Origin of the sequence: Bacteroides intestinalis, assembly GCF_003464595.1 — a bacterium.
GTDB classification, from domain to species: Bacteria; Bacteroidota; Bacteroidia; order Bacteroidales; family Bacteroidaceae; genus Bacteroides; species Bacteroides intestinalis_A.
In genome coordinates, this window is record NZ_QRZF01000022.1 from 26,709 (window position 1) to 40,512 (window position 13,804).

A 13,804-nucleotide genomic window follows, 5' to 3' on the forward strand; every position below is an offset into this window, starting at 1 on the left:
CAAAATAATCGGACAATAATTAAATAGTTATATCCTATCTACAATTCGCTATATCTTTGCCCCCGCTTTAGCAAAGATTAAGCCCCGCAAATGAGAAGATGCCGCTTTTTCAAAAAGTGACATCTTCTCTCTTTTTATGCCTGACATAAACACCTACTAAACAATTTAAAATTCAAGAATTTAAAATTAAAATGCAATGAAAAAGCGAAAGAAGAACGCTTCACTTCACGAAGCACTCAGAAAGAAATGGGCAATACGTATTATGCTTGAAAAAGAATATACGAAAAGCGCAGCACAGTGGATGACGGACAGACTGGAAAACCTTATTGACTACATGCTCTATGGATATGCTCTCATAGCATATTACAAACAAGATGGAACATTCAAGTTTGTAAAAGCAACCCTACTACCCTATGAAAGCCACTTTCATCAAAGATACGATATACAGCGTATCGAAGGACACGTTGTGTATTGGGACGTAGATATACAAGCATGGAGAAGCTTCCAACTGGAAAACTTTCTGGAATGGAGACCGGTAGTAAATTAAGAATTAAAAGTTTTAAATTAAAAGTTATGGCAATGACGTATGGAGGGATACAATATTATCCCATATCAGTGGTACTCTTTGATGAAGTATCCATGGAATTGACCGAGGCAAAGTTCGGCATGAAAGGAACGGCAGCAGTAATGAAACTGTTGAGTAAAATATATAAAGAAAGCGGATATTACCTGCTTTGGGGAAAGGAGCAATGTACCCTCTTCACTAATAAAGCCGGCAGAGAACTTACAGAAGATGAGATGCAGGGAATTGTAGATATCCTGGTAGAAAAAGCATTCTTTGATAAAGAGACTTATGAGAAATATGGCATATTGACATCCGTGGAGATTCAGAAAGTATGGCTTGAAGCAACCAAACGTAGGAAAAGGGACTTAGCTTCCCTACCCTACATGCTGGTAAAAACGGAAGAAGAGAGGAAGGAAGATAAAACCAAAAAAGGAGGAAAAGATACAGACTGTATGCAAAATCCACAAAATAGCATGCAGCATGTAGACAATTCACCCGAAAATGCAGACAATTCCGGACAAAGTATAGCAGAGCATAGTATAGGAGAAGAAAATAAAGAACTTCCCCCTCTAACTCCCCTTGGGGAGAACGGAGGAGGAACGACGGATATTTCCTTCTATGAAATCCCCGGATATGCATACAACAAACAGACGCATAATTTAGAATGCTTACTACTCAGACTGGACCAACTGTGTATCATTGACCCGAAAGAGATCAAAAGCATACTGAAACTCTCGAACTACGGAAAATTAGGAGGGTATGTATGGAAAGTGATCAGCAATGCACGATGGAGCACAGTAGATTCGAAAGGAGCATACCTGATTTCATCCCTGAGAAAAGAAAGAAATAACCAGTAGAAAATACATACTGATTATCGGGGGCGTAAAGTAAACTGTGTCATGCGCTGTTTTTCTTTCAAGCTCATCGGTCGGGGATCGGCCAGCGCCAAGGGGGTGCACCAGCACTCCCGACGAGCGTAAAATTACAACAACTTAAATCTATCTCCAAACTTTATCGCCAGTTGTTGGGCAATGGTGCCCCAATTAGCCAGTGGCATAGTCCATTTCTTGCGTATGTTGCGATAAGCGAGGTAGACAAGCTTCTCAAGGGCGGTGTCATTAGGGAACACGCCCTTGTTTTTTGTAACTTTCCGTATTTGACGGTGGTAGCCTTCAACGGTATTCGTCGTATAAATCATACGACGTATATCGGATGTGAACTGGAAGTATTCAGTGAGCTTTTCCCAGTTGTCCTGCCACGACTTGATGACGATAGGATATTTCTCTCCCCATTTCTGATCTAAATCAAGAAGCTCCGTTTCAGCGGCATCCTTGCTGACTGCACCGTAAACCCGTTTCAGATCTTTAAGAAACTCCTTCTGGTGTTTACTGCCGACATATTTGATGGAGTTACGTATCTGATGGACGATACAAAGTTGCACTATGGTATCAGGGAATACGCTTTGGATGGCATCCGGGAAGCCCTTCAGACCATCGACACAAGCTATGAGAATGTCGTGTACACCACGGTTCTGTAAATCGGTCAGCACATTCAACCAGAAGTTTGCCCCCTCATTCTTAGAGATGTACATCCCAAGCAAATCCTTACGACCGTCCTTATCTATAGCCAATACGTTGTAGATTGCACGGGTAATGGCACAGCCTCTCTCATCCATGACTTTATAATGAATGGCATCCATCCAAACTATCGGATAAATATAGTCCAGGCTACGCGAACGCCACGCTTTTATTTCCGGAAGTACCCGGTCAGTGATGGAACTGATTGTTTCGGCAGACACACGGTTACCAAGATTCTCTTCCATCCAGTCGCTTATTTCACGTGTACTATTACCAAGGGCATAAAGGCCGATTATGCGGTCAGCAACACCTTCCGCAAGAATGGTCTCCCGCTTCTTTATAAACTGAGGATCGAAGCTGGAATTACGATCACGGGGTGTAGAAACGGTCACCTCACCCATAGAAGTTTGCACCTGCTTCTGCATCTTGCCATTACGACGGTTGCCACTCATGCGTTCATCCTCGGAAAGATGGGCATCCATCTCACCTTCTAAGGCTGCATTTAAAATGCTCTCCAATAACGGGGCAAAAGCTCCGTCCTTACCCAACAAGGGCTTGCCAGCCTTGAGCTGCTCGATTGCCTTGTTCTTGATCCTTTCAAAATCAAATTCTTCACTCATAAAAAAACTGTGTTAGCAAAGTTAATACTTTTTTTGTTTGCTTTGCTGACACAGTTTAAATTACAGCCTCCTGATTATCAAAGCATTACAAGAAGTTAATTTTCTGTCAACAGAAAGTTAACTTCTTGTTGACAAACTCCCAATATCTTGTCGACAGGCTCTTTATTTTCAATCGGGCCGTAAGTTTATCAACTATGAAGAAGCATGGACACTGCCAATCTTTAAGATCTCCTGATCAAAGTTATTTTTATCTTTTGCCCTACTTTTTACTTTCGTACGATAGGTATATACGGTTACCGGATTGTACCCCATAAATTCGGCGATTTGCGAACTATCCTTTATGCCCAACCGGATGAGAGCACAGATGCGCAACTCAGCATTCAGGAACTCCCCCTCCTTAAGTGTATATTGTTGATCCTCTTTAAGGAGTGCATTCAATTCTTTGACGAACGAAGGATATATCTGCAGAAAAGCTTCGTCGAATTGCGAGTAGAAATCTTTGCTTTCTTTTAACAGGTACTGGGTAGATGAATTCAATTTATAAAGTTCTTCAATTTGCCCACTTTTGATTTTTCTATTGACCAACTTTTGATAGTCACCGATCTTCAGTATATACATGGAACATAATTTGAGGAAATGACCGATATATTTCTCCTTGACCCGGTCAGATTCCATCAGGTTGGATGTCAGAGATTGAAGTTCTTCATTCTTTTCCTGTACTTCGCAGTTTATACGATTCAATTTATCATTAATAGACAGAAGTTGTGAGCGGGCAACCGATAAGTCCTTTCTTTTTTTACGCAAGTATAAGGCTATGCCCAGAATAAGCAGCAAAAAGAAGGTAGAAATGACAATCCCCGCCCATAAATAAAGCGCCTGTTTATCTCGTTGAAGTTGATACTCTTTCTGAATGATAGGGATAGCCTCGGCTATTTGCGAATTACGCAGCCGGGTATTGTAAAAGTTAGCGTCTTGCAGAGATATGTCCAGATAACGATATGCACGCCGGATATCACCCTTGTCATTCCGTATCTGAGCTAACAGCCGAAGAGATCTGTTCTGCTTGACAGCACTTTTAATATCTGCCATAACAGAACAGATCAGACTTTGCTCTTCGTTCAACTCATCTTTTTCAATTTTATAAATAAGTGATAAATGATATAATGCCCGCGCAGCCTCATTAGAAGCAGAATCGATTAACTGATAATATGAGGCTATATCTTTTTTCGCCTCTTCCAAGTTTCCTTCGGCATAATTCTGCTTGAAACTATAATAATAGAAGTCCTTGGATTCCCGAGGAACCAATCCACAGATTATACGAGAATATTTCAGTTCCTGCCTGCGGTATTCCTCCTCCAGATGAGAATTTTGCGCAAGCTCGCGAAGATTCATGTAGAGCCTTTCATATTGCTTATTATATTCTGCTTTTTGACTCATATTCATATCCGGATACTGATCTTCCAGTTCCAGCAGAGCATGCTGGGCTTCATTGAGGAGTCCTGCTTGCGCACACAAGAAGATATACTGAAATCTATTCTCCAACAATTTATCTTTGCTTTCCAAGCTCCCGGCAAGCAATCTGTTCTGTTCGATATACTGAAAAGCCGAGTCGCTCTGAAAATTACTGTATTCCTCTATCAACCGGGAAATAATATCATATTTCTTGTCCACTGATGCCTCGGAGGATGATAGCTGCTTCAGGTAATTGATTTTGTTTTCTTTCTTCCGGACATACGTAATACGTTCTTTCAACAATTGATCCAATTCTCCAAGCAGAAGCTCATTGCCGGATGTTCCGGCATGTGCATTCGTCGTTGCTAAAATGAACATGAATAAACAAAAGAGGCATCTTATCATCTTACATCGTTTAGGGCGGTTTCCACAAAGATAAGTTTTTTCTTCGATTTTTTATCAAAACCTCAATTGTACCCTGACATTTAATGAATTATAATCATTATGAGTGATATAGTAATAATTCAACTGCACTTTCAGATTCTCATTCACATAATAATTCACTCCGGCTGTATATTGATTGGATACACCTCCTTTAATTACTTTTCCATTCATATCCAGGCGATCAAACCGCAGGGCCAGTTCCACATCTCCTTTCTTACCGATCAATGGTTGGTTAAACGCTCCCCTGGAGTTGTTATAATCCTGCTTTCCACCAAGCAACAGACAAGATGATTGCACATAGAAGCCTGAAAAGGATTCGTCGACAAAACCGTGATTCCGGTTTACTTCCTGCTGTATATACTCCGCTTGAAATTTCCAAGGGCCATAATAACCGGCAAGTTCGACTCCCATCAACCAGGTGTTGTCCACATCCGTAATGTATCCGGTGTCCATAAACTTAATCTTGTTGATAGTTGACTCCGATTGACTGTAGCGAACCGTTTTAGGAGGAGTATCTTTGCCTACATCAGTCTTAGGTGTGGCGTATGAAGCGGCAACACCTATGTGCAAGCCCTTTTCCTTGCTACTGTTTTGCGGCATCCACACGGCTCTTCCGGTGAGCGAATATCCTTCGTTCTGTCCTTTATGCAAATTACTGTCCGAGTTTTCCTTATTGCCCAGAGTCATGGACTTCTGGAAATGTACACCTCCCGTCAATAACCATTGTTTGTCTTCATAAACTCCTTGTAATCCCAGGTGATGTCCCGGGGCGAAAGCATTAACAACTTGCGCCCGGTTCATCAACGAAAGATCTTTGAAAGAGTTCAGTAAATCCATAGAGAAGGCTTCCTGTATATTGCCGGCACGCAATCCGAATCTTTTGGTAAAATTATAAGTGATAAAGTTGTCCAGCAGGAGGAGGTTACCGTTTGAGAAGTCTATTTCAAACTTACCGGATAATCTTTCTCCGAAGAAAAATGTCCCTCCAAAAGCCAGTTGGGATATGGTGGTCCCATTGGCCATTTTTTGATCCTTTTCACCCCAGAAGATTCCACCGTCAGCCGAAATACGGCCGAAGAATTTGACGTGATATTTATTATCGTAACTAAGATGCCATTTAGAAGTTTTCGAGGGACTTTCTCCGGTTTCATTACCTGCCAATACAGACGGGACGGTACAAAGAAACGTGAACAAAATAAGAAGATGCTTTTTCATAATAAATCAGATAAAAAGGTTAAGAACCAAAACTCCGCATAGACCTACAACAGAGACAATGACTTGCATAGCCGACCATGATTTGAAAGTGTCTTTCATACTAAGATTGAAATATTCTTTATAGAGCCAGAATCCAGAATCGTTGACGTGTGAAAACATCAGACTTCCCGCCCCGACGGCCAATACCATTAAATTAGGGTTTACATGAGATACGGCTATCAGAGGCATCATTACACTGGCAGCTGTCAGGGCAGCCACTGTTGCCGAACCTACCATAGCTCGGATAACGCTTGCCATCAACCAACCTAAAATAAGCGGGTGTATCGGAAGTGTTTCCATAGCATTGGCCAGAAGCATGCTTACACCGCTTTCTTCCATGACAACTTTAAAGATACCCGAACCGGCAACTATCAGAATAATCATGGCAATGTCTTTACATGCCTGCACATAAATATCCATGATCTGCTTAATGGAACGTCCCTGCCTGATTCCTAATGTATAGGTAGCTACGATTACAACAATCAGCATAACGATGGTAGGTGAACTAAAGAAAGACAGCAGGTTCTGCGTCGACTCGCTCGGATTGGGTAAGAAATGGGTAAGCACCGTTGTTATAATCAGCAAAAATACGGGTAATGTAGCCGTCAGGAAGCTGTTGAGCTTTCCGGGTTCACTGAAAGCTGAATCCACCTTTTTGGCAGCAAATACATCTACAGGACCGGTTTTTATATTTTTCAGGGTTTTACTGAACAAGGGACCGGCAACAATAATAGCCGGTATACAAGCCAATAGACCTAAAATCAATGTCATTCCCATATTGGCATTGAACATAGTAACCAATGCTACCGGAGATGGATGGGGAGGGAGAAAACCATGCGCCACTGATAAAGCTGCCAACATGGGAATACCGATATATATAGCGGGCATTTTGTATTGGTTGACAATAGAAAAGATAATCGGAACAAGAATGACGAAACCGATATCGTAGAACAAAGGGATACCTACGATGAATCCGGTAAGCATCATGCCCCACTGAATGTTTTTCGTTCCAAAAGCTCCAATCATCACTTGGGCTATCTTTTGGGCAGCACCGCTTTCGGCAACCAGTTTTCCGAGCATGGCACCAAATATGATGATGAGTGCCATATTACTATAGATATTGCCTACGCCTTTATTCAATATATCGGGTATTTCCTGAATCGGAATGCCTAAACACAGAGCTGCTCCTACGGAGACGAGAACGAACGCGAAAAATGCGTCTACTTTATAATATGCTACCAGAAAAATAAGCAGTAGCAAACTGATTATAATGATACAAATTGACATCATGGTATTGATAAGATTTAAAAGGTGGGATTTCTTTATTATTCAGCTTCCATATATCCGCCCTTCATGGGCGATACGCAGTTACGGGTATAGATACCCAGTATGCCATCCTCATAACGAGAAGTAGGTTTGTGCCATTTTTCCCGACGATATGACAGGATCATATCTATTTCTTCCGGTGTTTTTTCTTCTCCTTTTGTACCTACGATATTCAGTGAACGGGCAGGAATGTCAATGCGAATCAAATCGCCATCTTTCACCAAAGCTATCGGTCCTCCTTCATTGGCTTCGGGAGAAACATGTCCGATGGCAGGTCCACGGGTTGCCCCGGAAAAACGTCCGTCTGTGATAAGTGCAACAGACTCCACAAGTTCCGGGTCGGAAGCAATTGCCTCGGTAGTATAAAACATTTCCGGCATGCCGCTACCCTTAGGACCTTCATAACGGATAAATACAGCTTCCCCCGGAGTTATCTTTTTGCTCAGCACAGCCTGAAGAGCTTCTTCTTCACAATCGAATACATGTGCTTTGAGTGTAGCCTGCATCAGTTTAGGTGATATTGCGGAGTGTTTAACCACAGCACCTTCGGGAGCCAGGTTTCCTTTCAGTATGGCAATGGCTCCTTCCTGTCGGATGGGGGATTTCGCAGATTTGATCAGGTCTGATTGAGTTAAGTTATGCAGCGACAGATAGTGATTACAATTTGCGTAAAAGTCTGTATTGCGTAGTTCTTCAAGGTTTTCTCCGAGTGTTTTTCCGGTAATGGTCATTACATCCAGGTGCAGGTGTTCTTTGATTTCTTCCATAATGGCGGGAGTACCTCCGGCGTACCAGAAATATTCTCCGGGCCAGTATCCGCTGGGACGGATGTTGAGTATATAGGGTATTTTGCGATGAATCCGGTCGAACAGTTCGGGCGATAAAGTAATCCCCACTTCATGTGCAATGGCGGGCAGGTGTAACAGGCTGTTGCTCGATCCCGCTATAGCGGCATGCACCATAATTGCATTTTCAAACGCTTTTTCTGTCAGTATCTCTGCCGGTGCGATTGGGTTATGAACCAGTTTTATTGCACATTTTCCGGCTTCTCTTGTCGCTTTTTCCAATTCACCGATATGGGTTGGAATCAGTGCACTGCCGGGAAGAGCCAGACCTAACGCTTCTGCCATCACCTGCATGGTCGATGCTGTCCCCATAAAGGAACAAGCGCCACAAGCCGGACAGGCATTCCGCTTATATTCCATGAATTTTTCCTCCGTGATTTCACCACGTTCAAACATGGCACTGTATTTTCCTATTTGTTCGAGCGTCAACAAATCCGGTCCTGACTTCATGATACCACCGGGCATGAATACGGCAGGCATATTCAAGCGTGCTATTGCCATTAAATGTGCCGGGACTGATTTGTCACAACTGGTAAGGAATACACCGGCATCAAAAGGAGTAGCTTTCACATGAATTTCAATCATTGCCGCCATAATATCACGGGAAACAAGTGAATAATTCATTCCGTCGTGTCCCTGGGCTTCGCCATCGCAAATGTCCGTTACATAATAGTTGGCCGGGCGCCCTCCGTCATTATAGATGACCTTGTTTACTTCATGTACTAAACGATTGAGATGTGCACTTCCCGGATGACTATGTCCGTAACTGCTTTCGACTATGATTTGTGGTTTACTCAAATCTTCAACTTCCCATCCGCTTCCTAAACGTAACGGATCTAATTCGGGTGCTTTTTTACGTAACTCTTGACTTTTCATGATAACGATATTTTGAGGTTATTGATGTCGATTGAACATGTGACAAAGTTAGAGGATGGCAAGGGTTGTAAAACTATGCACCTATATACACACATAGATTATTTTTAGATAAAGCAGAAGCTAACCAATTGATAATAAACAATAAACATCAATTTCTACAGAAAGCAAAATATAGATATGTCCTTAGTTTATTGCACACAAAAAAGGGGCTATCCAACACCTTGGACAGCCCCACCATAGCTTTTCTCTATACTACCGAAGTATAAATCTCAGCGTTCCACCTTTTACCAGTTCTTCATGACTGATACGATAGCGGGATAATTTTTTTCCGCCTAATTCCATCTCACGGATGTATAAGGATTCCGCTGAAGGACGTTCAGTTTCTATCACCAGTTTATCGCGTCCCCAAATTTCAGGGTCAAGGCGAATCACCACCTTATCGAATACAGGCGTAGTAAGAGTATAATACGGAGCACCGGGACAGTCGGGATAGAATCCTATCATGTTGAAAATAGCCCAGGTAGACATCGTACCGGTATCATCATTACCGGGAATACCATCGGGAGCATTCTTGAAATACTTCTGCAAAAGCCGTTGAGTCTCCTTTTGTGTACGCCATTCTTCTCCCTTGAAATAAGAAAAGAGATGAGCGTAGGCAATGTCGGGTTCATTGGCGGGATCATAGAGTCCATCATCAAAGACACGCTGAAGCTTTTCAATGAAAGGTTTCTGTCCACCCATAAGACGGGCAAGTCCTTTCACATCGTGAGGAACATAGAAACTGTAATTCCAGGCACATCCTTCATGAAAACCGGGATTCGGTTCAAAATTCTCTCCCTGTCTCGGATTGAAAGGTGAATAGAACTGACCATCCGGCAAAATAGGACGGAAAGTGCCGAATTCTTTACTATAATAGTGTTTATAGCCCAATGAACGGTTATAAAAAAGACGGGCATCCTCTTTCTTGCCCAATGCATCTGCCAGAAGCGAAAGAGAATAGTCTGCAATGTAATACTCCAATGCATGAGAGACAGAATTATCATATTGCTCACGCAGAGGAACATAGCCCAATGAGAGATAATCGTCATTATCCGGACGCAATAAATTTTCAGCCCCGGGCAAAGTGGCAGATTTATACATAGCCTCATAAGCCAGATTGATATCAAAATCACGCAACCCTTTCAACCAGGTATCAACGATGACAGGAATAGACGGGTCGCCCTCCATAGTTAACGTTTCACGTCCGTAGAGTTCCCATTTGGGGAGCCAACCATGTTCACGATACATATCGAGCATGGAACGCACCATTTGCAACTGACGCTCAGGATAAACCAATGTCAGGAGTTGGTGAACATTACGATAAGTATCCCACAAAGAAAAAACGGTATAACGGTCTCCATCCGTAGTCAGTATTTCATAACTTTCCATAGCAGGATATTGCCCGTTAACATCTTGCAAAATATTAGGATGTATCAATGTATGATAAAGGGCAGTGTAAAAGACTGTTTTCTGTTCTTCCGTTCCGCCTTCGACAAGGATACGCGAAAGGTCCTCATTCCAACTGGCACGGGCATCAGCCAATACTTGACTAAAATTCTTTCCACCCTGTTCCGTATCCAGGTTCAGACGTGCATTTTCGATGCTGACAAAAGAAACTCCCATTTGGACTTCTATCTGCTCACCTTCCGTTGTGTCGAAGGTTAGAAAAGCACCGATATCATCTCCAGCAATCTCTTTACGGTAACGGGTATAGAGTTTATAACGTCCGTTGTCCGGGTCCCATTCGGCTTCAACGCCGGTCATGGGGCGTTGTTTCTTCCAATAACCACTGGACGTCGGTTGCTTGTTGACGCGCATTACGAAATAGATAGGGAATACTGCCTGGGGGTTATAGCAGAAAGTTCCCAATAACTTCACTCCTTCAAATTCGGTATCGCTTACCTGCTTCAGAAAAGCACCAGTTTCATTCGTTAAGCCTTCACCCAAATTCAGCAAAATATGACTTTGTCCGGCTGGAAAAGTAAAGCGGGAAACACCAGTACGAGGCGTGGCAGACACCTCAGTCTTTACATTATAACGAGTGAGGAAATTACTGTAATACCCTGGAGAAGCCTGTTCATCCTTATAACGACTTCCATACTCCTTGTAATCTACGGACAATTCACCCGTAGTAGGCATCAGCAACAAAGAACCCAGTTCAGGACACCCCACACCACTTAGATTAACATGCGAATATCCGGTAAAAAAGCAATTGTGATACTCGTAAGGAGTAGACCACCAACGGGCATCTTTATCATACTTATTATCTTCCGATCCCATCACATTGAAAGGAACCACGGACATCATTCCATTGGGACAGACCGCTCCCGGATTAGTAGTTCCGAAGTTGGTGGTACCGATGAAAGGATTGACATAGCTTATAGGTAAAGCCCCCTCTCCACCTCCGGCAAATGCCGGAAGCAGACAAAGGGCAGAAAGTGTGTAAGCCAATAAAATACGTTTCATAGTCGACTGATTCTTTAAGGGATTAACTATATAATGCTGTTCTTCTTCGTAAATTCTATGATTTCCGAAATATAACCAAAGGCCATACCTACAACTGTATCGGCAGCGCCATAATATACTGCCACTTTATCTCCATCCTGCAAAGAAGCACAAGGAAATACTACATTGGGCACATCTCCCTGCAATTCATAAGGAGCAGCAGGAGCAAGCAAGTACGGACGTGTGCGATACAATACCTTTGCCGGATTTTCTTTATCAAGAATAGCCGCTCCCATAGAATAACGGAAACCGTTGCAGGTAGTAATAACCCCATGATAAAATATCAACCAGCCCTCTTCAGTAAGGAACGGTACAGAACCGGCACCTATCTTCGTACACTGCCATGCACTTTCAGGGAAAGGGGTAACTTTCATCACACAACGGTGTTCTCCCCAATATTTCATGTCCGGACTGTAACTGATGTAAATATCTCCAAACGGTGTATGACCGTTATCGCTCGGACGGCTCAACATAGCATATTTACCATCTATCTTCTGCGGAAAAAGTACCCCGTTACGGTTAAAAGGCAAAAAGGCATTTTCGCACTGGAAGAATTCTTTGAAGTCGAATGTATATGCAATACCGATAGTAGGTCCATGGTAACCATTACACCAGGTTATCCAGTAACGGTCTTCAATCCAGGTGACACGCGGATCGTATTTATACTCGGACTCTATCATCTCCGTATTCCCCGCCTTGAAACAGATAGGCTCATGGTTTATTTCCCAATTGATTCCGTCTTTACTAAAGCCCGCAAAGATATTCATCTGCACTGCCTTATTATCACAACGGAAGACACCGGCAAATCCATCTCCGAACGGAACTACCGCACTGTTGAAAATACTGTTGGAAGTCGGAATGTGATAGCGTCCGATAACCGGGTTTTTAGAGTAACGCCACATTACGTCTGAGCAACCTTCCGGGCGTTCTTCCCAAGGCATATTCATCATCTGTTTCATAATTCTTCTATTTATTAGTTATATATTTCATTGATTCTTCTTTTCATCCGGATAGGTGAATGGTACAAAATAAGTGATCAGAAATGCCGGAATAGTAGCAAACATCGTAAAAATAAAAAATGCCTTATATCCCAACGCATCACTGACAAAACCACTGATAGATCCCGGAAGCATCACTCCCAGATTCATGATACCCGAAGCAAAAGCATAATGGGCCATCTGATGTTTGCCGGGAGCCACTTGCTGCATCATAAACAGGGTCAGACCTACGAATCCAAAACCATACCCGAAGTATTCAAGCACGATGGCACCGCCTATCAGCATACCATTCTCCGGCTGATAAATGGCCAGCAATGTATAAGCCAGAAACGGCAGGTTGAAGACACAACACAACGAAAACAATGTCCGGCTCAGTCCTCTGTGAGAGATGTAATAACCTGCCAACAGGGATCCCAATACAAAAGCAGCTGCCCCGTAAGTACCATAATACAGACCGATCTCCTGTTCTCCCAGTCCCAAGCCTCCAACAGAGCGTTCCGCCTTTAAAAACAACGGAACAATCTTCATGACAAAACCCTCGGCCAGACGATAAAGAATGATAAATGCCACATAATACCAGATATGCTTCTTCTGAAAGAAAGCACGGATAACTTCCACCAACCGGTTCCAAGTTTCCCTGCCGGACGCTGCGCCTGTGGCTGCAGTTCCTCCCGAAGGCAACATACGCATATGGTATACTCCCAGAAATACCATTACAACAGCCAGAATCAACATAACCATCATCCATGCTTGCACAGTCGCTTCATGGCGAACAGCTTCTTCCGCTCCCTGAACTCCTCCGAAGTATTTCAGCAACCATCCTGCCAACCAAACCAGTCCGCCGGATGCAACAATCTTAGCAATATTATAGAAAGCACCTTGCCAACCGATATACTTGGCCTGATCCTGCTTATTCAGTTCCGACATATAAACGCCATCTGTTGCAACATCATGTGTCGCCCCGCTGAAAGCAATAACCGCCAACAAAGCAATACACACGGCAAAGAAAGCCGGAAGATGCAACGCCAATGCTACCAGGGCAAAACCTGCCCCGGTAATCAATTGTGTCAGCACCACAAAGAACTTCTTTGTCTTGAACATTTCCAAGAACGGACTCCAAAGGAATTTCAGTGTCCAAGGCAACATAATCAGTGATGTCCACAAAGCAATCTGTGCATCACCAATCCCCAATCCCTTGAACATCAGCACAGACACCATATTCAGTACAACAAAGGGAAGCCCCATGGCAAAGTAGACGGTGGGTACCCAGGAAATCGGATTACGACTATTTTGATTCATACCT

General features: G+C 43.0%; 10 protein-coding genes. 2 read left to right on the forward strand and 8 right to left on the reverse strand.

Annotation, left to right across the window (positions count from 1 at the left end):
- The first annotated feature begins 196 nt into the window (after window positions 1–196).
- Window positions 197–547 (forward strand): SH3 beta-barrel fold-containing protein, encoded by a 351-nt coding sequence (locus tag DWW10_RS21845; protein WP_022394477.1) that lies wholly within the window; start codon window positions 197–199, stop codon window positions 545–547.
- Window positions 548–573: 26 nt separating this feature from the next.
- The gene (locus DWW10_RS21850) at window positions 574–1,422 is read left to right on the forward strand and encodes a DUF4373 domain-containing protein (RefSeq protein ID WP_118421164.1); all 849 of its coding nucleotides are present in this window, start codon (window positions 574–576) and stop codon (window positions 1,420–1,422) included.
- Window positions 1,423–1,547: 125 nt separating this feature from the next.
- Here DWW10_RS21850 and DWW10_RS21860 read toward each other — a convergent pair whose 3' ends face one another.
- The 8 genes from DWW10_RS21860 to DWW10_RS21895 form a co-directional block, all read right to left on the reverse strand.
- Window positions 1,548–2,762, reverse strand: coding sequence for an IS256 family transposase (locus tag DWW10_RS21860; RefSeq protein WP_007213789.1), 1,215 nt, complete (start codon window positions 2,760–2,762; stop codon window positions 1,548–1,550).
- A gap of 192 nt (window positions 2,763–2,954) precedes the next feature.
- Window positions 2,955–4,592: a DUF6377 domain-containing protein gene (locus DWW10_RS21865; protein WP_118421073.1), complete on the reverse strand. Its 1,638-nt coding sequence runs from the start codon at window positions 4,590–4,592 to the stop codon at window positions 2,955–2,957.
- Between the two features lie 81 nt (window positions 4,593–4,673).
- A complete protein-coding gene (locus DWW10_RS21870) occupies window positions 4,674–5,873 on the reverse strand; it encodes an OprO/OprP family phosphate-selective porin (RefSeq protein WP_118421074.1) in 1,200 nt (399 codons plus the stop codon).
- Window positions 5,874–5,879: 6 nt separating this feature from the next.
- Window positions 5,880–7,202, reverse strand: a complete 1,323-nt coding sequence (locus DWW10_RS21875; RefSeq protein WP_022394481.1) for a gluconate:H+ symporter — start codon at window positions 7,200–7,202, stop codon at window positions 5,880–5,882.
- 35 nt (window positions 7,203–7,237) lie between these two features.
- Window positions 7,238–8,959 (reverse strand): dihydroxy-acid dehydratase, encoded by a 1,722-nt coding sequence (gene ilvD / locus DWW10_RS21880; protein WP_022394482.1) that lies wholly within the window; start codon window positions 8,957–8,959, stop codon window positions 7,238–7,240.
- A 252-nt stretch (window positions 8,960–9,211) separates the two neighbouring features.
- On the reverse strand, window positions 9,212–11,464 hold the full coding sequence (locus DWW10_RS21885) for a GH92 family glycosyl hydrolase (RefSeq protein ID WP_022394483.1): 2,253 nt from the start codon (window positions 11,462–11,464) through the stop codon (window positions 9,212–9,214).
- A 26-nt stretch (window positions 11,465–11,490) separates the two neighbouring features.
- Window positions 11,491–12,462, reverse strand: a complete 972-nt coding sequence (locus DWW10_RS21890; RefSeq protein ID WP_022394484.1) for a glycoside hydrolase family 130 protein — start codon at window positions 12,460–12,462, stop codon at window positions 11,491–11,493.
- Window positions 12,463–12,489: 27 nt separating this feature from the next.
- Complete coding sequence (locus tag DWW10_RS21895; RefSeq protein ID WP_022394485.1) at window positions 12,490–13,800, reverse strand: MFS transporter; 1,311 nt, start codon at window positions 13,798–13,800, stop codon at window positions 12,490–12,492.
- Window positions 13,801–13,804: the final 4 nt, after the last annotated feature.

Bases quoted from the DNA above. Each gene is read 5' to 3' on its own strand.
- DWW10_RS21870 (WP_118421074.1), bottom strand. From the start codon at position 5,873: ATGAAAAAGCATCTTCTTATTTTGTTCACGTTTCTTTGTACCGTCCCG.
- DWW10_RS21865 (WP_118421073.1), bottom strand. From the start codon at position 4,592: ATGTTCATTTTAGCAACGACGAATGCACATGCCGGAACATCCGGCAAT.
- DWW10_RS21845 (WP_022394477.1), top strand. From the start codon at position 197: ATGAAAAAGCGAAAGAAGAACGCTTCACTTCACGAAGCACTCAGAAAG.
- DWW10_RS21895 (WP_022394485.1), bottom strand. From the start codon at position 13,800: ATGAATCAAAATAGTCGTAATCCGATTTCCTGGGTACCCACCGTCTAC.
- DWW10_RS21860 (WP_007213789.1), bottom strand. From the start codon at position 2,762: ATGAGTGAAGAATTTGATTTTGAAAGGATCAAGAACAAGGCAATCGAG.
- DWW10_RS21890 (WP_022394484.1), bottom strand. From the start codon at position 12,462: ATGAAACAGATGATGAATATGCCTTGGGAAGAACGCCCGGAAGGTTGC.
- DWW10_RS21875 (WP_022394481.1), bottom strand. From the start codon at position 7,202: ATGATGTCAATTTGTATCATTATAATCAGTTTGCTACTGCTTATTTTT.
- DWW10_RS21850 (WP_118421164.1), top strand. From the start codon at position 574: ATGGCAATGACGTATGGAGGGATACAATATTATCCCATATCAGTGGTA.
- ilvD (WP_022394482.1), bottom strand. From the start codon at position 8,959: ATGAAAAGTCAAGAGTTACGTAAAAAAGCACCCGAATTAGATCCGTTA.
- DWW10_RS21885 (WP_022394483.1), bottom strand. From the start codon at position 11,464: ATGAAACGTATTTTATTGGCTTACACACTTTCTGCCCTTTGTCTGCTT.